Raw genomic sequence first — 20,114 nt, forward strand, 5'->3', positions numbered from 1 at the left:
TTTGGAAATGAAAAAGCCTCCAGGGTATTGGTGCATCCGTCTGTAAAGGGACGGGCATATACCTCAAAACCCGCTTACCGCATACCGATGAGCGGGTTTTTATTGATATTGACGTGGAAAGAAAGGAAACAAACAAATGCAGGATGTTTATATTTTAGGCTGCGTACGTACTGCTGTAGGAACATTTGGAGGGACGCTGAAAGACGTCGGCGCGGTGACGCTTGGCTCAGTTGTATTGGGTGAGGCGTGTAAACGGGCGGGCGTGGACGCGAGGCTCGTGGATTATGTATTGATGGGCAATGTCCTGCAAGCAGGGCTTGGGCAGAACCCGGCGCGCCAGGCGGCTCTCATTGCGGGAATCCCAAAGGAGACTCCCGCAATGACGATCAATAAGGTATGCGGATCGGGACTTAACGCGGTGAACCTCGCGGCGGCATTGATCCGGTCCGGGCAGGCGGAATGTGTAGCGGCGGGCGGGATGGAAAACATGTCGCGGGCGCCCCACACGCTGGAGCTGCGGTGGGGACAGAAAATGGGAAACGTACAGGCGGCGGATTCCATGATACACGAGGGATTGTGGGATGCGTTTTACGATTACCACATGGGAATTACGGCGGAAAATGTTGCGGCGCAGTATGGAGTCACGCGGGAAATGCAGGATGCTTTTGCTTTGCAATCACAGGGAAAAGCACTGCGCGCAAGGAAGGAGGGACGGTTTCGGGATGAAATTGCCATCGTAGAGGTGCCGCAGAAAAAAGGCGGCGTATTGCACTTTGCCGAGGACGAGCACATTCGCGACACGTCGATGCAGGCGCTTATGGGGCTGCGGCCTGCCTTCCTTGACGGGGGAACCGTAACGGCGGGAAATTCTTCTGGCATTAACGACGGCGCGGCAGCCATGCTGGTGGCGTCCGGGCGCTTTTTGAAAAAGCATGGATTCAGAGCGCAGGCAAAATGGCTGGGCGCCGCATCGTGCGGCGTGGATCCGGCAGTTATGGGAACAGGGCCGATTCCGTCGGTGAAAAAGGCGCTTGGAGATGCAGGGCTGACGATTGAGGAGATGGACCTTGTGGAAGCGAACGAGGCGTTTGCGTCACAGGCGATCGCCGTTATGCAGGGGATCGGGGCAAAAGAGGAGCGCGTCAATGTAAACGGGGGCGCAATCGCTCTTGGACACCCGATCGGCGCGTCCGGGGCACGCATCGCCGTGACGCTCCTTCACGAGCTGCAAAAGAGGGACGGCAGGTACGGACTCGCAACCCTTTGCATCGGCGGAGGCATGGGAGAAGCGACGATTTTTGAACGGGACGGTTTTTGCAGGTGAAGAAGATGGAAACGATTCGGATAGAGCAAAAAGAGGATATTGTGGTGATAAAGCTCAACCGCCCGGGGCAGCGCAACGCACTCAACCGACGGATGCTCGTGGAGCTTCGGGAGGCGGTTTCTATCCTGCGGGAAAAGAAAGACATGAGGTGCGCTATTGTTACCGGCAGCAGTGAGGGAAAGGCGTTTGCCGCAGGCGCCGATATTTCTGAGATGCAGCAAATGACCTTCCGGGAGGCAGAGGATTTCGCGCGGCTTGGATGTGAAACGTTCCGGATGCTGGAAGAGCTGGAACAGCCGGTGATTGCGGCCATAAACGGATATGCGCTCGGCGGAGGGCTGGAGCTTGCGCTTGCCTGCGACCTGCGCGTGGCCTGTACGACAGCTATGCTGGGGTTGCCGGAGACGACGCTTGGCATTATGCCCGGCTTTGGAGGCGCGGGAAGGCTTAAGGAGCTGATTGGTTACGCAAACGCAGCGGAGCTTATTTTTACAGGCAAGCAGGTTGAAGCATGTAAAGCACGCGAGCTTGGATTGCTCAACGCGGTCTGGGAAACGGAAACATTTTGGAAAAATACGGTGCAGCTTGCGCAGGAGGTGTGCGCGAATGCGCCATATGGCGTCAGGAATGCAAAAAAAGCGATGAAAAAAACAAAAGGGGACGAACTGGAAACACTATATTTTGCCCGGTTGTTTTTGACAAAGGATCAGAAAACCGGCATGGAATACTTTGTGAAAAAGCAAAAGACAAAGCATTTTTGGGGAGAATAAGCAATGGAAAAAATATCGGTGATTGGCGCGGGAACGATGGGGGCATCGATTGCGCAGGTATTTGCGACGGCAGGATACCGTGTCGTATTGGCGGACACAGGTCTTGAGCAGGTACGAAAAGGAAAAAATATGATTTCCTCGTCTTTGCAGTATTTGGCGAACAAAGAAAAAATAACGCAGGAGCAAAGGGACGCGATATTGAACAGGATCGAGATTACGGACAGGCTTTGCGAATGCGCCCAAAGCGGACTTGTGGTGGAAGCGGTTTATGAGGACGTCCTCGCCAAGCAGGAGATTTTCAAACAGTTGGAACAAATCGTCGACAAGGACGCGATCCTTGCGACAAATACGTCGTCTATTTCCGTTACGCAAATTGGCAGCGTATTAAAGCACAGGGAACGGTTTGCGGGAATGCACTTTTTTAATCCGGCGCACAGGATGAAGCTGGTCGAGGTTGTGGGCGGCGCGCATACGGATATGGAGGTGGTCAGCTGCATCATACAGATTGCCGAAGAGATCGGGAAAACGCCCGTATATGTAAAGGAAAGCGCCGGATTTGTGGTGAACCGCATACTGATTCCCATGATTAATGAAGCGATAGGCGTTTATGCGGAAGGCGTTGCACAGGCGCAGGATATTGATACGGCGATGAAGCTTGGGGCAAACCACCCGCTTGGACCACTTGCGCTGGGAGACATGATTGGCCTTGACGTGGTGCTGGCCATCATGCAGGTATTGCAGGAGGAAACGGGGGAAGACAAATACAGGCCGCATCCGCTGCTCAAAAAAATGGTGCGCGGCGGCCTGCTTGGTAAAAAATCCGGCGCGGGATTTTACACCTATTAAGGCATGTAGGCTGTCTGGATTGCCATGAAGAGGTAAGCGGCTGGTTTACCCGCCCGGGAGAAAAACGGGCCTGCGGGAAAATTTCCCATTGCAGGCCCGTTTTTTATCTGGTTTTGGTATGCGAATTTATACGAGCCGCCTAATGGACTCGCGCTCGATAATGCGGTCGGACTTGATGACCACGCTTTGCGCGGGCTTGTGATTGATCAGGTCTACGAGCAGGTCGATTGCCTGCGCGCCCATCGCGCATTTATCATAGGTTATGGTTGTAAGCTGTGGCCGGACGTACTGGGAAATGATGATATCGTCCATCGCAATGAAGGAAAAATCGTCCGGAACACGGTAACCCATTTCCATGGCGGCGTTCATGGCGGCGATTGCATAGATGTCGCCCGCGCAGAAAAATGCCGTGGGAAGGTCGTCCCTGTTTTCCTCCAAAAATTTTTTCATAAGCTCGTAGGCGGATTTTTCGTTATAGGCGTCGCGTATCAGGTAGGATGGCGAGACGGACAGACCGTGGCCCGCCACGGCGCGCATAAAGCCGGAAGAGACCTGCAGGTAAAATTCCGGCAAAAAGCTGGAGCAGAGCAGCGCTATTTTCCGGTGGCCGTTTTCAATCAGCTTTTCCGTTGCGACAAAGGTGCTCAGCTCGCAGTCCGTATCGACAGTGATATGCCTGCCGGCCTGGGAATGCGTATCCACAAGCACATAGGGGATTTCCTGCTCGTCGAAATAGCGCAATAGCTGCTCAGGCGTATCCTGGAAGAAGATCACGCCGTCCGTATCGCCGCCCGCGATACTGGAGGAAAAGTTCCGGCCCTCCGGAAATTGCTCCGGAAATTCAGAAATCATAACATTATACCCATGCTCCATACCGCGCTGCAGCACGCCTTTTAGTACGTCAAGGTAAAAAAGGTCGGCAAACGGCGACGATTTTTTGGTGATTGCAAGGCAGATATTAAAGCTCTTCTTAAAATAAAGCCTCCTCGCGTTTTTATCAGGAGTGTAATTGGTGGCCTTTATGATGTTCTCCACCCGCTGACGTGTCTTTTCGCTGACGCCTTCCTTGTTATTGAGGACAAAGGATACTGCGGTAGGCGATACGCCTGCCATTTTTGCAATCTCCTTGACGGTCATCTTTGCTTTCATACCAAGGCTCCTATGCAGTCTGAATTTATTATATCCATTATATCATATGCCGTGCAGGATACAACTAAAATCGCATCGGAGAAAAGAAAAAACTAAACCGAATTAGTATTTTTGAAAAAAAAGTATTGACGCATATGGATTTTTTTGCTACCATACAGATAATCAAAGATAAATTTTACATAAAATCATGAAAAACAAAGAATAGCACAGGACGGGCGCATCCAGAACAAATCGCGCAAAACTTCATTGGATTCTCAACAAAACTAAAACGGTTTATAAACTAAACTAAAACGACAAGGCTTTTTCGAAACTGCAAATTACAAAAATAAAAAATATGAACGGGCGTATTGTATCCATTTGGCTGCAATGGGCTTGTCATACATAGCATTCGCTGTCTATGCGCATCGAGCGGGATAGCGTAACGCAATCAAAGGGCAAGGGAGGATTTGTGAAATGCCATTATACGAAGGAAGGCAGAATGTAGAAAATCATATCAAAGTGTCGGAGGATACGAAAAATGCAATCGTATTCGGGCCGGAGGGAGTTTTCGCGCAGATGGCGCAGGCCATTGGCACGGCAAGCGGCGCGGTTGCGCTTGACGGCTGGTACGGCGTGGATTTTGACGCCGTGGTGGAAGGAATCAAAAAGGCGGGGGCGGACGCGGAGTTTGTAAATATTAACGATGTTTTCCTGCCTGTGGACGAGATCATGGACTACAAACAGGAGTTTATTACGGACGATCCGGGTTTTGGATATTGTAACCTTGACGGAAGGATATCGGACCTGATGGACGCACAAAAGCTCGAGGCGCTAAGGAAACGGCTGAAAAGCGGCGTTGTGGTATATGGCTACGGCGCGGCGGTTCCGGAGCTTTTTTCGGATTACGACATCACTTATTATCTGGATAAAACGCGCCAGCCGCTTTTGTGGCAGATGTGGGACGGAAAGCTTGTGCCCTTTGCCTGCGATGCGCCGAGGAAAGAGTATGACTGGAAGGAATACTATTACTGCGATTACTATTTGCTGCATTTCCAGAAGCATTTCCTGATCGACAAAATGGATTATTATGTGGAAGCGGTTAAGACTGAAGATTTGAAGGTCATACCACGCAACGCGTACGACGAAATCATCAAAACAATGCTCGACTATCCTGTCAAGGAAGTTGAAATCTACCAGCCGGGCCCGTGGGGCGCATACCGTTACAAGGATTTTTGGGAAATCGAAGGCTTGGAATGCAACGCATGGAACGAGGTAGCGGGGCCGGAGCTCAGCATTTTGATCGATATTGGAGCGGAGCAGATGATCAACCTTCCGTTTGTCAACCTGATGCAGTATCCGCAGCGCCTTGTGGGAAGCTATGTACATGAAAAATATCCGCACCTGTTCCCGCTGGACGCGTGGCTGGACGACGGGTATTTTCCGGAGAAAACGCCGGCAGAACGCATTTCCATGCCGATTCACACCCATCCGGGTACGGAATATGTGAAAACACATTTTAACGAACCGCTTGGCCGGTATGAGACCTACTATATTGCGGAAGCATATGAGGGCGCAAACACATGGATGGGATTTTATAACGATGCGGACCTTGAACAGTGGGAGAAGAAGTGCCGCGAATCAAACAACCTGAAGGAGATCGGGGACTGGAAGGACTATGTGTGCAACTGGGAATCGCGCGAGGGAGACCTGTACCTGATACCGCCGGGAACCGACCACGGCCACGGCGGAAACCAGATGGTACTCGAGCTGGATACATGCCCGTCGATTGCGGGCACGGAATACTCCTTCTTTTCTTACGATTTTGCGCGTAATTCGTGGGACGACAATACCAAAACCATGACAGGCAAACCGCTCAAAATGCACATGGACCATTCGTTTAACGTATCCAAATTCCGCAGGGAGGATTACGTGGATGAGAAGCTGCGCGCCAGGCCGTCGGTGGTGAAATGGACAAAGGACTATTTTATTGAACGCTATTCCTCCGTGCCGGAGATGCCGTTTGAAATCGAGCGCATCCACTACAGCAAAAAAGGCGAATATGACACGCAGGGGAAATTCTGCCATATCGTTACGCTTACGGTAGGGAAAAATGCAAAAATTTATTCCAGGAAAAATCCGGAGCGCTGCACCACGATCAATCTCTTCCAGGCGGCGGTGATCCCCGCGGATTTTGGGGAATATGCGGTGGAATCAGAGACGGGCGAGGGCCGCAATACAATCACCCTGGTTCGCTGGAAAAAGGGATAACGCGCCGCTGTACACTGGAGAATGACGAAAAACAGGATTACGGCTGCCCGGTGAAATTCCGGGCAGAAAAATAAAAGGGCAATAATATACCAAAAATGTAAGGGGATGAAAAAGATGAAAAAAAGTATGATGTTTGTTGTAACTCTGGTGATTGCAGGACTGCTGCTGGTTTCGTGCGGGGCTCCTGCGGGGACAGCCACCGGCGCAGATGCGCCGGGCGATAAAACAACCGCTGCGGGCGGGGAGGACGAGCTTAATATTCTTTGCTTCCAGGGATATGCCGAAGATGGCTGGCTAAAGCCGTTTGAAGAGAAATACGGCTGCAAGGTAAACGCCACCTATGCCGGCACAGTGGAAGAAATGTTCACCAAAGCAATGGCGGGCGGAGCGGAATACGACCTGATCTCGATTGACTGCGGCAGCCTGCAACGGTATTACGACCAGGGGCTTATTCAGGAGATCGACCAGAACAAGATCGCAAATTATGATAAGCTGAGCCAATTTTTCAAGGACGCCGATTACAAAATGATCGATGGAAAAATGTACCACATACCGATGTGCTGGGGCTCGAACAACATCGTATACAACAAAGCGGAAATGCCGGAGCTCCCCCAAAGCTGGAGCGTACTTTGGGATCCGCAGTATAAAGGCCAGGTTTCGATTACGGATGAAGGCAACAACAATATTGTAGTCGTATCGATGGCGCTTGGGTTTGAGGATCCGTTCAACCTGACGGACGAACAATTTGCTCAGGTAAAGGAAAAGCTGACGGAGATTGCAAAAAATTGCAGAACCTTTACAAACGGTATCGACAACGAATTCCAGCTCCTGTCCACAGGCGAAACAAACGCTTCTATTTCAAGCTATGACTCCGGACTGATCCTGAAGCTGCGCGACGAAGCGCAGATGGACGTGGGAAGAATGATGCCCAAGGAAGGGATTTACGTATGGATCGACGGCTGGGCAATGCTTAAGGACGCGGCGCACCCGGACCTTGCAGAAAAATGGATGGACTGGATGCTGTCCGATGAAAACCAGCAGGCGCTTGCGGGCGCGGTCAGCTATGGGGCGGTGACGCCGTCGGCCAAAGACGCGCTCGATCCGGATGTGGTATCCATGTGCTCGTACGATAATATTGACAACATAAAGGTTCCGGTATTTATCCTGAAGACGCCGGAGGACTTTGAAAAACGTACGGAGCTTTGGAACGAGATCAAGGCGGAAATCCAATAAACCAATAGCATAAGGGGGGAGCGCAAAGCCTTTTGCGGCTCCCTCCAAAATTTGGACAGGGGGCAGGAGAGGCAAAATGATAAAACAAAAATCAAACCAGGCTGTAATGGACGGCGAATATGAAATCAGGCTCGACCATATCAACAAAACCTATGGAAACTTTACGGCGGTGAAGGACAGCTCGTTTGGAATCAGGCATGGCGAATTTTTTTCGCTGCTTGGGCCTTCCGGCTGTGGAAAAACCACAACTCTTCGGATGATATCGGGGCTGGAGAACCCCACAAGGGGCAAAATATATCTTGCGGGTGCGGATGTTACGAATGTGCCGTCCCACCTGCGTAATGTGAATACGGTATTTCAGGACTATGCGCTGTTCCCGCACATGAATATTTACAAAAATGTGTATTTTCCACTGAAGATGCGAAATATCCGTCAAACGGATGCAGATCCGATGATACGCGAGATATTGGAGCTCGTGGAGATGCAGGATTTTGCGGAGCGGTTGCCCCAACAGCTTTCCGGAGGGCAGCGCCAGCGTATAGCGCTTGCCCGGTCGCTTGTAAACCGTCCGCGCGCCCTGCTTTTGGATGAACCGCTCGGCGCGCTGGACTTTAAGCTGAGGCTTGCGATGCAGACGGTGCTCAAGGATATCCAGAAAAATGTTGATATCACGTTCGTTTATGTCACGCACGACCAGACAGAGGCAATTACAATGTCGGACCGCATTTGCGTTATGAAGAACGGACTGATTCATCAAATCGATACGCCGACGGAAATATACAATCATCCGGCTACCAAATTTGTCGCAAATTTTATTGGGGAAATGAACTTCCTGGACGGAACGGTCGAAGAACTGGCGGGAGGCCAGGCGCGGGTTGCAACAGGCGCGGCCTCGGTATACGTGCCGGCAGGGCAAGGTTTTTGCGTGGGAGACCGCGTATGCGTAGGGTTCAGGCCGGAGCGCCTTTTTATCGGGGAGGAGCGCAGCGCCAATGCCAACGTTCTTTCCGGCGTTATCTCACGGATTGTGTTCCGCGGAAATGATTTTGACCTCGCGGTCAAAATCGGCGAAAACACGATACGGTATACGGAGAGCACCATCAACTATAAGCCAAGAACCGAAGGCGAAGGCATAAGGCTTTACTTTTATCCGCAGGACGCGGTGATTTTCCCAAGCGGCGAAGAGAAAGGAGAAGGCCATGAAAAGCTCGAAACAGCCTGAGAGGATGGTTCTCGAAAACAATGGCAATCCGGGCCGGTTCAAGCGGTTTTTAATGGGCGTGCCGATTTCCGCATGGATGATTCTTTTTGTGCTGTTGCCGCTTTTTATAGCGCTGCGGTACAGCTTCTATCTCAAGGTGGGCGGGCAGATCGACCAGTCTGCATTCTCCGCTGACAATTATATTGAATTTTTTACCAATCCGATCTACATTCCGATTTTTATCAAAACATTGCTGTACTCCCTGCTTGTGGCGGGAATCGCCCTTGGACTCGGATACCCGCTTGCCTATTTTGTATCGCGTAAAATGAAGCGTTTTCGAAACCAGGCGTATCTTATGGTACTTGTGCCGCTCTGGGTAAGCTATCTTGTGCGGATCATTGCATGGCGCACGATCCTTGGCAAGGTGGGGCTTATCAACTCGGTTTTGATGGGGCTTGGAATTGTTCAGGAGCCTGTTTCGTGGCTGATTTACAGCCCGTTCGCCGTGGTGATTACGCTTGTGCACCTGACGCTGCCGTTTGTGTTTATTCCAATCTTCAATTCTCTGGAAAAAATTCCCAAAAACCTGCTTTCCGCTGCGTCTGACCTTGGAGCAAACAGCAGGCGGACGTTTACAAACGTCATTTTCCCGCTGTCGCTGCCCGGGGTGCTCAACGGTTTCACCATGGCGTTTGTCATCGCGCTTGGCGATTATATTATTCCAAAGCAGCTGGGAGGTACGTCTATGACCATGATGGGAAGCCTCATCGCGGACCAGTTTGGCAATGCGTATAACTGGCCGCTTGGCAGCGCGCTTGGGTTTATCCTGTTTACGGTGGCGATCGTGATTCTGGCGTTGTCTACAAAACTGACGAAATCGGAGGGGAATCTGGAATGAAAAACGAACTTGCCATTGCCGCTCCGGCACAAAAAAAGAAAAAACCGGTTGGACTCGCCATCTATAGCATTGTGATTTTTGCGTTCCTGTACCTGCCGCTCGTGGTGGTGGTGCTGTTTTCCTTCAGCAGTTCTACGGCGAGCGTCGATTTCAGCAAAATGACGCTGGATTGGTATACCCAGGTATTCCAGAATGAAAAGATACTGAGCGCGTTGCAAAACTCGTTGTTCGTATCCTGCGTGGCTGTCGCTTTTGCCGTAGTGGTGGGCACTGCGGGCGCGGTATTCCTGAACAGGGTAAGGTTCCGCGGGCAGAATGCGTTTCGCACCGTGGCAAACCTGCCGATTATCCTGCCGGGAATCATTGTCGGTATTTCGATTTTGCTGATGTTTTCAAGCGTGGGGATGAAGCTAAGCCTGTGGACTGTGCTTTTTGGCCACATGACCTTTACGACGGCGCAGGTGCTGATGCAGGTGTACGCGCGTCTGCAAAGGCTTTCGCCAAACCTGGAAAAAGCGGCCACAGACCTTGGGGCGACGCCCATGAAGGCGTTCTTTTATGTAACGCTGCCTATGATCAAGCGTGCGATCATAGGGGGAGCGCTGCTTGCGTTTACAATGTCGTTTGACGAGATCATTATTACGTATTTCCTGACAAGTACGGAATCGACATTGCCGGTGTTTATTTACAGCTCGATCCGCTTTGGCATTTCGCCGGAAATTTATGCGATATCCACGGTGGTATTGCTCATCTCTATTGTGCTTATCATATTTATGGCGAAATATACCGGAACGGAGGACGACCAGCTGGTCGTCTGAACGGGATTGGCCTCTTGTGATGTGGGTTAAGCCCCATAAAAGCATCCAAAAAGCAGTTTTCCTAAAACAGGAAGCTGCTTTTTTGGATGGAATAAGATGGCGTCGATGGGAAACGCTAAGCGGTTTTTTAAAAATCCTGACACAAAAAAGGCGGCTATGCCGCCTTTTCAAACGCATAATCCCGGCTGGCCGAATCTTCACATAAACACGTGCATATAGATTCTCCACTCCGCATAGCGGATGATTCAGCGGGGATATGAGTGCTAATATCATAACCGCGAAAAAAGAATTCCTAACATTAAAATGAAAAAAATCCTGTAAGGAAAAAACAGGTAACATTTCTGAAAGAGAAAGAGCCTTCTGCAGAAGGCCCTTACTACGGAAGAAAAATGAAAAAAATTATCGTAACGTAAAAACGGTGTTGTTTGTCTGCTGCCCTCCTAAAAAAATTTGCCTTTGGAGGGCAAAAGCGCAGTGCTTATGATGTAATTTTAACAGGAGACTGGTTTGGAAACCGTTAAGAAAAATCAAAAAAACTGCTAAAATGTGTGGAATTCAAAAATTAAGGATATTTTTACCTGAATTGTGATTATATTAATACGAAGTAACGAAGATTGGTGTATGTGAATTGGGGAATGATCACGAAAACAATTTTTCTAAAGACATATTGACATATCCTGAATCATATCAAAACGTCTGAGCAAGGCCTATGGGGGAGGCTAAGGAATGGACAAGCAGGATTCATTGAAAACGATATTAAATCATTTATTGGATACAGCCGTCTATGTCATCCGGCAGGACAGCCACGGTATTTTATATTTCAATGACCGTGTGAAAACCGTCACGCCGGATATCGCGCTGGGGCAGGTTTGCCATGATGTTTGGGAAGGCTCTTGTGAGAATTGCCCGCTGAAGACAATGGATGGAAAGCAGAGCAATACCACCCTCAGCTTTGACGATCCTTTTGGAGAAGTTGTCAGTATCACGGCGACAGAAATGATGTGGGAGGAGGATATTCCCGCATACGTGATATCGGTCACTCCACAGGTGAAAACGAAAAAAGAGCAGGAACTGGAGCTTGCGTGTAAACAGCTTGTCGGCGTAACGGCACAGATGTATCCGGTTGTGCTTTCTATCAACCTGACAAAAAATACTTATAATATCATAGAATACAGGGACGGCACGGCAACAAACAGGGAAAACCTTAAGGACGTTGACGCGCTGGTTGAAAATGCAATCCGTACCATTCATGTTGATTTCAGGGAAGAGTTCAGGAGAAGGTTTCGCAGGAAAGCTATTATCGAAGCCTTCCATGCCGGCAAAACCGAAATTTATATGGAGCATAAGCAGCTTGGAGCAGACGGGGTTTACCATTGGACGTGCACCCATGTGCTTAAAACAGAAAACCCATACGACGACGATATTCTGGAACTTACGCTGCATAAGAATATAGACGCGCAAAAGCGTATCGAGGAACAACTTCAGAATGCGCTTGATTTTGCGTGTGAAAGTGCGGGAGGAATTACCGGAAAATATCTTGTGACGGATCATGAGATATATACGCTGGAGATGAGCCGGAAATACGTAGATTATTTTGGTAAAAAATCTGCCGGCTATGCTGGCGGCATCTTAAAAGCGGTTCCTAAATGGGCGAAAAGGTATTTACACCGATTTTCCGATGCGGCAAAGAAAAGGGAAACCGTGTTTTTTGAGTTCCCGTACAAAAAAAACGGCAGGGACGTTTGGTTGCAGATGCAGGCGTCGTGTGTGGGAGAGCAGGACGGCTGGCCTGTATATTTTGGAACGATTATGGATATTTCGGCGCGCAAGCAGCTGGAGCTTGAGCGTGAAGCAACGTATAACAGCCTGCCCGGTGGAATCGCAAAAATTGTAATTGACGACCAGTTTACGCTGGAAGAGGCAAACAATACATTTTACAGAATGCTGGGCATGAGCGAACAGGATTTTAAGGACGGATACTTATGCCACGTGTACGAGGAGGACAGGGCAGAACTGGAAGCCACCGTGCGCGAGCAGGTGGAAAAGAAAAAATCAATTTTTGTCGAATACCGGATTCCAGACGCAACGGGCGAAATTTTATGGGTTCACGTAGAAGGAAGACGAATTGGCCGGAAAGGCAGGTATCCGGTTTACCTTACGGTTGTAATCAATATTACCGAACAAAAACGCGCACAGCTCGAACTGGAAAAAGAGCAGCTTAAATACCGCGTTGCCATCGAAACCTCGGCGGACGTGCTCTTTGAATATGTTGCGGAAACAGATACGTTTTACTCATATGAAAGCAACGAATACCCGGATGGCAGCGTGAGGACTGAAAAGAGAGTAATAGAGCATTATTTGAGGGACCTCGATAAGCTGGACATCATCTATCCGGACGATTTGAAAAATGTGCGCCGGATTATGCACGGCGGCGCGCACCGTATGGAAATCAGGTTGCGCAGGTCAGACGACCATAAATTTGCCTGGTTCTTTTTCCAGGGCGACGCGCTCCGCGAAAAAGGCAGGATAGTCCGTGTGATTGGAACGCTCAGGGACATCAGCCAGAGCAAAGAAAACGACGACCGGCGCGCTTATTTGCAGGAAATATGTAATTTTGTATGCAACAAGGACTACCAGCTTCTGGCGACGATTGATCTTCAAAGCGGGCATTATCATTGCGCCTTTCTGCCGGAGGGCGGCCCTTATTCGCGCGCACCAAGGGACGGGTATTTTCAGGACGAGAGCGATTTGTTCGTCGGCAACAGCGTATATGAGGAAGACAAGGCCATGGCGCTTGAAGCGTTTCGCTTAGAGAATATTTTAGCGCATCTTGACGCCGGAGAACGGGAATATAGTATTTACTACAGGGTGATCGAGCATGACGGCAGCGTCCGCTGGAAGAGCCTGGCGTTTTCCTATTTTGGCAGCGACACATCTACGCTGCTGGCGGCGGCGCGGGATATCCAGGCGATTCAGGATACAAAATTAAAGGAACGGATCGCGAACCAGACGCTCGAAGTGGCGCTTGAACGTATTTATGACAAGGTAATGTACCTGAACCTCAGCCAGAAAAGGATTGAATTTATCAGGAGCCGGGGTACGTACGACTACTTAAAGAATCCGGAAGAGATGGAATTTGAAACGGATGTGCTGCCCAAAGTCCACCCTGCGGACAGGCAGGAGCTTTTCGAGAAGACAAGCAGGGATGCGCTTTTGGAGATGTTTGCGAAAGGGGAAAGTTCCGTATATGTGGAATCGCGCCGGATTGCAAAAGACGGGGAATATCATTGGACAGCGGTAAACGTCGTTAGAATGGAGGACAGCGAGGACGGAAACATCATGGCGATGCTGCTTATTTCGACGATCGACGAGCGAAAGCTGATGGAGCAGGAGCGTGAAGAATTTGCCGCCGGCGTAGCAACCCTGTTTGAAGAGTCTGTGACGGTCAATGCCACGAAGGGCACTTATATATTGCGAAGGCTGCAGGATTCGTGGGACGATTTCAGCGAGCAGGGCGTTTATGAAAGCGATTTTGAAGATTATTGCGAGGGAAAGGTGCACCCGGAGGACAGGGGAGCGTTTCGGCAGGTGTTTTCGCTCGACGCAATCCGCGTCCAGCTAAAGGAGGGAATCGGGAAAGTACGGCGCGAGTTCCGGTTTCTTACCGGCGAAGGTTACCGTTGGATGGAAATGATTGCGGTTCCGGTACAAAATACGATTAACGAAGATGGTAAGGCGATCCTCATTTACCGCGATATCCATGCACTGAAAATCGCGCAGGAAGAACAAAAAACAGCAAACAGGCGTTTTTCGGTAGCTGTCAGCAGCCTTTACGACGTGATTTTTGAGGGAGACCTTGCCACGGGAAAGATGTATATCTGGCAAAACGATGGGGACATACTCAAAAAGGTGCCCGCAAGCTTCACCCTGGACCAGTATTTTGAAAAAATGGAGTGGGAAACAATTCATCCGGATTATCGTGCGGATTACAGGAAAGCGTTTCGTGCGGCGGCGCTTGTGCGCGCGTTTGAAAACGGGCAGCACGAGGTTTATCTGGAAGCGCCCCGCAGGATGGAGGACGGGAGTTACCGCTGGTATTCCATGCAGGCGCAGTTTGTGATGCGCGATGCCGGAGGCTTCCGTGTGATGCTTTATTTAAAAGACCTTGACGACGCTAAAAAAGAAGAGGAAAGCAAACGCAACGCGCTCATGGACGCCCTTGCAATCGCAAAAGAGGCAAACAATGCCAAAACAGATTTCCTTTCCAGAATGTCGCACGATATCCGAACGCCCATGAATGCGATTATTGGCATGACGCACCTTGCAAAAGTGGATGTGACGGATACGGCAAAGGTAGAGGAATGCCTTGGGCAAATCGACGTTTCAGCAAAATTTTTGTTATCCCTGATCAACGATATCCTCGACATGTCGAAAATCGAAAGCGGCAAGATGGCAATCGTCAGGAAACGGTTCAGGTTTGGCGATTTGATCAATGGAATTTGCGCGGTGATGGAAGCGCAGGCAATACAGAGGAACCAAACGCTGACGGTATTGGTGGACGAACAGGTCGAAAAAACATATATTGGCGATCAGCTGCGCCTGAATCAGGTGCTGATGAACCTGCTTTCCAACGCCCTTAAATATACGCACCGCGGCGGCCGCATTGCATTGCGTGTAAAAGTACTTTCCGAGGATAAGGAAACCTCGATGCTGTGTTTCGAGGTGGAAGACAATGGGATTGGAATGTCAAAGGAGTTTTTGGAAAGGCTCTACCATCCATTTGAACAGGAGGACGAGAGCGGAGGGCGTGTTTTTGAAGGGACGGGGCTTGGACTGTCGATTACGGAAAATCTGGTACACCTGATGAACGGGCATATTTATGTTCAGAGCGAACGGGGTAAGGGAAGTTTATTTATGGTGAATCTGCCGCTTGGCCGCACAGAGCAAAAGGAAGCAAACGAAACTTTTTCTGCTGGATTTCATAACTGCGAACCGGGAAAAGCGGAAAACCAGAGCATGGAGTTCCATGGGGAACGGGTTTTGATCGTTGAAGATAACGAGATCAACCGCGATATTGCGATTGCGCTGCTTGAGATGAAGGATCTCGTTGTGGACAGTGCCGGAAATGGCCTGGAAGCGGTGGAACGTTTTTCAAGTATGCCGGACGGGTATTACCAGGCGATTTTGATGGACATCAGGATGCCGGAGATGGACGGAATAGAGGCAACCCAGAAAATCCGCGCTCTGGAAAGAACGGATGCGCGTACTGTGCCGATTATTGCGCTGACCGCGAACGCCTTTCAGGAGGAGATTGAGCATGCCAGGAGAATCGGAATGAGCGATTACCTTATAAAGCCGATCGATACGGAAGTGCTTTACCAGACGCTTGCGGAAGCAATTTACGGGAAACAGCGGTAAGAAACGAAATAAAAAGAAAGAACGCCGGAAGTAACAAGGGCGTTCTTTCTTTATGTATGGGAATGTTGTGTATTGCGGTTAATCGTTTGCGCGCCCTATGGGCGGGCGCTATTTTGTTGTGTCCCGCAGCTTTAGCAGGGGATCGATATAGTAATCTTTTTCTTCCGTTCCCGGGCCGTTTATCTGCCTGCACAGTACCTCTACCGTTTTTTGCGCGATATCTGCAATCGGCTGGCGCACGGTGGTGAGCGGGGTTTCCAGCATGGAAGAATACACAAGGTCGTCGTAACCGGCAACTGAAATATCGTCCGGAACCCTGACGTTATGGTCTTTCAGGCACTTTAAGATACCCATTGCAGTAAGGTCGTTGATCGCGGTAATTGCATCCGGCCTGTCTGTAAGAATTTTCTGCGTTGCTTCGTAACCGCCCTGGAAATCAGGCTCTGCTTCGATCAGCCACGATTCATGATAGGAAAGCCCTGCTTCTTCATAAGCCTGACGATATCCGGCAAAGCGTTCATAAGCAAACATTGCTGTCTTTGGGCCGCCCATAAGGTATATCCTCCTGTGGCCGGTCAAGAGCAAATGCTTTGTAAGCAGGTACTCGCCTTTTTTAATATCGCACATCACGCAATCAGCCTTGATACCCACATACCGCGTCGATGTAAAGACGAGCGGGATTCCGGCGCTTTTCAACTGGTACAAATGCTGCAGGTCATAATCGGTCATATAGGAAGGAGTGACGATCACACCTTCCGCGCGCTCCTGCGTAAACCGTGCGACGCATGCGGCCTCCTGTGAGATCTTATTATTTGAGATGCCGATGGAAAGATGGTAACCTTTTTGTGCGGCAAATTTACTGATCTCACTTGCAAGCATTCCAAAGAAAGGATTAGAAAGCTCTGTCACGACAAGCCCAAGCATATCCGAGCGCTGGCGGATCAAATTACGGGCGCTGGCGTTCGGCGTATAATTTAATTGTTTGACCGCTGCTAAAATACGCGCCTTTGTTTCCGGCCTTACACCGGGTTTCCCGTTGATAACGAGTGAAGCGGTGGCAGTAGAAACGTGCGCCAGCTTTGCAACGTCTTTGATAGTATAAGACATAGCCTCCAAATTCCCGATGAGAGCCAAACGATCAAAATCGAAACGTTTAGATTTTTAATATATCATAAAAATACCATTTATACTGAGAAAAGTAAAGAAGTATTTTTTGTAAAGATGTATCGTTTCGATTTTGCGGGAACGACAGGCACAAAAAAACGGGCAGGCGCAGGCCTGTCCGCCGTTACATCAGAAATCAGTCAGGTCGTTTGGCCTATTGTAAGTTTGACATCTATCATTTTTTGCACATATTCTTTCTCCTTTTTGGAAGGAGAAGCGGCGTGCTTAATGTTGTTTATGAGCGTATCGATCGCGCATTTTACATATTCGGCACGGTCAAAGCCGACGGAGGTGAGCTGGATGGGCAACACGATCTCTGAGTGAATATCGTCGGTAGAGGCAATGGCGATATCCTGCGGCACGGCATAGCCCATTTTGTTCAGGCGGAAAATTGCCTCGAAGGCAATGACATCGCAGTAACAAAAAATTGCCGTATAATCGTTTTCTTTGCTGAAAATTTCTTCTACAATTTTTTCGGAATCGCCGATTTTTGTGGAAATATATTTAACGTCTTCCTCGTTAAAGGGAATGCCGCCCTCTTTGAGAGCCTTTTTATAGCCGCGGAACCTTGCCTGCGAACTGAATATGTGCATAAAGGAGTTCAGGAACAAAATCCTGCTGTGCCCCTTTTCGATCAGGTGCTTTGTCGCGAGGTAACCGCCCATTTCGTCGTTTACGACAACGGAATCGGCCTTGATATCGTCAAAAATACGTCCGAACAATACATAAGGAAAATTCATTTTGTTCATGATATCGATGCTTTGCGTGTCCAGCTGGTTGGGAAGCAGCAAAATGCCGTCCACATTTTTTTGCATGGCTTTCATGACGGCGTCGTGCTCGTGCTCGGATATTTCGTTGGTCGTCATGAAAAAAACGCTGTAGCCCTTCGACGTCGCGTATTCCTCCGCATATTTGGCGAGCAGTGAAAAGTAAGGATTGCGTAGATCGGGCAGGATGACGGCCAGCGTGTTTGTGTAGCCGGTCCGCATACTGCCTGCAAGCAGATTGGGAACATAACCGAGCTCCTTGGCCTTGCTTTTGACTTTTTCACGCAGCTCTTTGGAAATGGTATCGCTGTCCTTCAGGGCACGAGAAACCGATGTAACAGAGCAGCCGCATATTTGCGCTAAATCTTTGAGAGATACTTTCATTTTTTTGTCCCTTATGTTTAATAAAAAAGGTCTTTTTTACATTCTAGCATACTTGAATTTAAAAAACAATATTAAAAGAAATCGTTAAGCTGAACGAAAAGCTAATCGATTAGCTGAACGAATAGCTGAACGTACAGCTAACCGATTAGCTCAACGTTAAGCTTAACGTTATATTAATTATACAACAGAGGCATTAAAATGAAGAAAATGGACGAAAAACGGGAATAATCTAAAATAAATGGCTTTCATGGAATTTGATTTTAATTTCGTGTCTGACTTATCATAGAAACGCGGTTAAGGGAAATGCGGCTGAATAAAGCGTGGACGGATGAGGCGGAAGGCCAACCGGCATAAAGCCCTTAAGTAAGACCGGCAGCCGATGAAGCACAGATTATAATTTTTTTGTGGCAGTTCTTCAAATAGTTGTACGAGTAACATTTGCAAGAAACTGCTATACAGCAAACATTTTCATGCGCGAAGCATGCGCTGCCATTTGTTGATATGCTGTAAATTTATTCAATAGATATAAAATAAATCGATAGGACTCAGAATTCGGATAAACGAGGGCTGGAAGGCGGTCCGTTTGCCTGCGAATAAAGGCGACGCACATAATTTTCCTGCGGCAAAGTACAGTGCGTGCTTATGCGCATGGGGTAACGATAAAGTCGAACTTTAAATTTTCCCATTCCACCAAAATGGGAAGTATCATCTGTGAAGCTCACAGAGAATATCATCTATATGGATTACAGGATGTTACCTGTAACAAAAAGGAGGAAATTGTAATGAAGAAAATGAAAACACTCGCTTGCCTGGCGCTGGTAGTGGTAATGGCGTTGACGCTGTTTGTTGCCTGCAGCACACCGGCAGCAACCGAATCGACGGCTCCTTCCGCGTCTGCCGAGGCATCGCAGGAAGCGTCCGCATCCGCTTCGGCTGAACCGTCCAAAGAGGCGGGCACAACTGCTTCAAACGTAACATGGCCGAGCAAGGAAGACCTGTTTGTAGGGTATTCCCAGGCAGACCTCGCTTCCACATGGCGTACGGTTGAGAGCGACGACATGCAGGCTGTAGCTGACGAAAGAGGCTATAAAATTGCAATCACAAATGCTGAGGGAGACACGGAAAGACAGATTTCCGACGTAGAATCCCTTCTGGCACAGGGCTGCAACGTAATGGTTATTACGGCAATCGATGCTGACGCGATCCAGCCGGCGCTCGACGCCTGCAAGGAAAAAGGCGTTCCGGTTATCATGAAGTCCAGAGGCTCCAACGGAACTCCGGGAGAAGACTATGCAACGTTTATCGCTTCTGACTTTGTCTGGGAAGGCGAGCAGGCTGGTAACTGGATTGCAAATGCCTGCAAAGAAAAAGGCATCGATCCTGTTAAGGTTGTTGAGATACAGGGTATCATCGGCGGCACGGACGTTCGCGACAGGGGACAGGGCTTTGCGAACGCTGCTGAAACAGCAGGCAATTTCGAGGTAGTGGCACAGCAGTCCGCAAACTTCTCAAGGCCTGAGGCTCAGGAAGTTGTACAGAACATTCTTCAGTCCTCAGGCGGGGACATCGACGCGATTTACTGCCAGAACGACGAAATGGCGCTTGGAGCATCCCTTGCACTGCAGGCAGCAGGCAAAAAGGTTGGCGAGGATGTGTTCCTTGTAGGTGTGGACGGCATGAAAGAAGCTCTTGACGCGATCAAGAACGGAACGCTTTCCGCTACGGTTACCTGCAACCCGAGATTTGCTTCCACCCTGTTTGACACAATCGAAAAAGCAATGAACGGCGAACAGATCGACACATTTATCCCTGTTGAGGATAAGGTAATCGACAAAACAAACGTTGACGAATATTACGAATATGGTTTCTAAACCAAAAAATATCTCAATAATTGA

At 49.3% G+C, this 20,114-nt stretch carries 13 protein-coding genes; 10 read left to right on the forward strand and 3 right to left on the reverse strand.

The window, feature by feature from the left end:
* The first annotated feature begins 136 nt into the window (after positions 1-136).
* The 3 genes from CHK_RS10390 to CHK_RS10400 are packed head-to-tail and all read left to right on the forward strand — an operon-like array spanning position 137 to position 2,940.
* Positions 137-1,324: an acetyl-CoA C-acetyltransferase gene (locus tag CHK_RS10390; protein ID WP_046443987.1), complete on the forward strand. Its 1,188-nt coding sequence runs from the start codon at positions 137-139 to the stop codon at positions 1,322-1,324.
* A 5-nt stretch (positions 1,325-1,329) separates the two neighbouring features.
* Positions 1,330-2,094 carry an enoyl-CoA hydratase/isomerase family protein gene (locus tag CHK_RS10395; protein WP_046443988.1) on the forward strand — a complete coding sequence of 255 codons (765 nt, stop codon included), beginning with the start codon at positions 1,330-1,332 and terminating at the stop codon, positions 2,092-2,094.
* Between the two features lie 3 nt (positions 2,095-2,097).
* A complete protein-coding gene (locus tag CHK_RS10400) occupies positions 2,098-2,940 on the forward strand; it encodes a 3-hydroxyacyl-CoA dehydrogenase family protein (protein ID WP_046443989.1) in 843 nt (280 codons plus the stop codon).
* A 126-nt stretch (positions 2,941-3,066) separates the two neighbouring features.
* On the opposite strand, the gene CHK_RS10405 is transcribed toward CHK_RS10400, so the two are convergent.
* Positions 3,067-4,089, reverse strand: a complete 1,023-nt coding sequence (locus CHK_RS10405) for a LacI family DNA-binding transcriptional regulator (protein WP_046443990.1) — start codon at positions 4,087-4,089, stop codon at positions 3,067-3,069.
* A gap of 453 nt (positions 4,090-4,542) precedes the next feature.
* On the opposite strand from CHK_RS10405, the gene CHK_RS10410 reads away from it, so the two are divergent.
* From CHK_RS10410 to CHK_RS15795, 6 genes are all read left to right on the forward strand, one after another.
* Positions 4,543-6,336: a cupin domain-containing protein gene (locus CHK_RS10410; RefSeq protein ID WP_046443991.1), complete on the forward strand. Its 1,794-nt coding sequence runs from the start codon at positions 4,543-4,545 to the stop codon at positions 6,334-6,336.
* A gap of 114 nt (positions 6,337-6,450) precedes the next feature.
* Positions 6,451-7,569 carry an ABC transporter substrate-binding protein gene (locus CHK_RS10415; protein ID WP_046443992.1) on the forward strand — a complete coding sequence of 373 codons (1,119 nt, stop codon included), beginning with the start codon at positions 6,451-6,453 and terminating at the stop codon, positions 7,567-7,569.
* A 76-nt stretch (positions 7,570-7,645) separates the two neighbouring features.
* Positions 7,646-8,791: an ABC transporter ATP-binding protein gene (locus CHK_RS10420; protein ID WP_046443993.1), complete on the forward strand. Its 1,146-nt coding sequence runs from the start codon at positions 7,646-7,648 to the stop codon at positions 8,789-8,791.
* Complete coding sequence (locus CHK_RS10425) at positions 8,769-9,668, forward strand: ABC transporter permease (RefSeq protein ID WP_052740523.1); 900 nt, start codon at positions 8,769-8,771, stop codon at positions 9,666-9,668. The genes CHK_RS10420 and CHK_RS10425 overlap by 23 nt, the downstream gene beginning before the upstream one ends.
* Complete coding sequence (locus tag CHK_RS10430; RefSeq protein ID WP_046443994.1) at positions 9,665-10,486, forward strand: ABC transporter permease; 822 nt, start codon at positions 9,665-9,667, stop codon at positions 10,484-10,486. Before CHK_RS10425 ends, CHK_RS10430 begins: the two co-directional genes overlap by 4 nt.
* 726 nt (positions 10,487-11,212) lie before the next feature.
* The gene (locus CHK_RS15795) at positions 11,213-15,904 is read left to right on the forward strand and encodes a PAS domain-containing hybrid sensor histidine kinase/response regulator (RefSeq protein WP_052740524.1); all 4,692 of its coding nucleotides are present in this window, start codon (positions 11,213-11,215) and stop codon (positions 15,902-15,904) included.
* A 108-nt stretch (positions 15,905-16,012) separates the two neighbouring features.
* Here CHK_RS15795 and CHK_RS10440 read toward each other — a convergent pair whose 3' ends face one another.
* Both CHK_RS10440 and CHK_RS10445 read right to left on the reverse strand, forming a co-directional pair.
* Positions 16,013-17,011, reverse strand: coding sequence for a LacI family DNA-binding transcriptional regulator (locus tag CHK_RS10440; RefSeq protein ID WP_046443995.1), 999 nt, complete (start codon positions 17,009-17,011; stop codon positions 16,013-16,015).
* A gap of 197 nt (positions 17,012-17,208) precedes the next feature.
* The gene (locus CHK_RS10445; protein WP_052740525.1) at positions 17,209-18,219 is read right to left on the reverse strand and encodes a LacI family DNA-binding transcriptional regulator; all 1,011 of its coding nucleotides are present in this window, start codon (positions 18,217-18,219) and stop codon (positions 17,209-17,211) included.
* Positions 18,220-19,001: 782 nt separating this feature from the next.
* Here CHK_RS10445 and CHK_RS10450 point away from each other — a divergent pair.
* Positions 19,002-20,090: an ABC transporter substrate-binding protein gene (locus tag CHK_RS10450; protein ID WP_046443997.1), complete on the forward strand. Its 1,089-nt coding sequence runs from the start codon at positions 19,002-19,004 to the stop codon at positions 20,088-20,090.
* Positions 20,091-20,114 lie beyond the last annotated feature (24 nt).

Source organism: Christensenella hongkongensis (assembly GCF_000981035.1).
Taxonomy (GTDB): domain Bacteria; phylum Bacillota; class Clostridia; order Christensenellales; family Christensenellaceae; genus Christensenella; species Christensenella hongkongensis.

Coding starts and splice junctions, on each gene's coding strand:
- CHK_RS10450 (WP_046443997.1), top strand. CDS start 19,002: ATGAAGAAAATGAAAACACTCGCTTGCCTGGCGCTGGTAGTGGTAATG.
- CHK_RS10410 (WP_046443991.1), top strand. CDS start 4,543: ATGCCATTATACGAAGGAAGGCAGAATGTAGAAAATCATATCAAAGTG.
- CHK_RS10405 (WP_046443990.1), bottom strand. CDS start 4,089: ATGAAAGCAAAGATGACCGTCAAGGAGATTGCAAAAATGGCAGGCGTA.
- CHK_RS10395 (WP_046443988.1), top strand. CDS start 1,330: ATGGAAACGATTCGGATAGAGCAAAAAGAGGATATTGTGGTGATAAAG.
- CHK_RS10390 (WP_046443987.1), top strand. CDS start 137: ATGCAGGATGTTTATATTTTAGGCTGCGTACGTACTGCTGTAGGAACA.
- CHK_RS10415 (WP_046443992.1), top strand. CDS start 6,451: ATGAAAAAAAGTATGATGTTTGTTGTAACTCTGGTGATTGCAGGACTG.
- CHK_RS10445 (WP_052740525.1), bottom strand. CDS start 18,219: ATGAAAGTATCTCTCAAAGATTTAGCGCAAATATGCGGCTGCTCTGTT.
- CHK_RS10420 (WP_046443993.1), top strand. CDS start 7,646: ATGATAAAACAAAAATCAAACCAGGCTGTAATGGACGGCGAATATGAA.
- CHK_RS15795 (WP_052740524.1), top strand. CDS start 11,213: ATGGACAAGCAGGATTCATTGAAAACGATATTAAATCATTTATTGGAT.
- CHK_RS10400 (WP_046443989.1), top strand. CDS start 2,098: ATGGAAAAAATATCGGTGATTGGCGCGGGAACGATGGGGGCATCGATT.
- CHK_RS10440 (WP_046443995.1), bottom strand. CDS start 17,011: ATGTCTTATACTATCAAAGACGTTGCAAAGCTGGCGCACGTTTCTACT.
- CHK_RS10430 (WP_046443994.1), top strand. CDS start 9,665: ATGAAAAACGAACTTGCCATTGCCGCTCCGGCACAAAAAAAGAAAAAA.
- CHK_RS10425 (WP_052740523.1), top strand. CDS start 8,769: ATGAAAAGCTCGAAACAGCCTGAGAGGATGGTTCTCGAAAACAATGGC.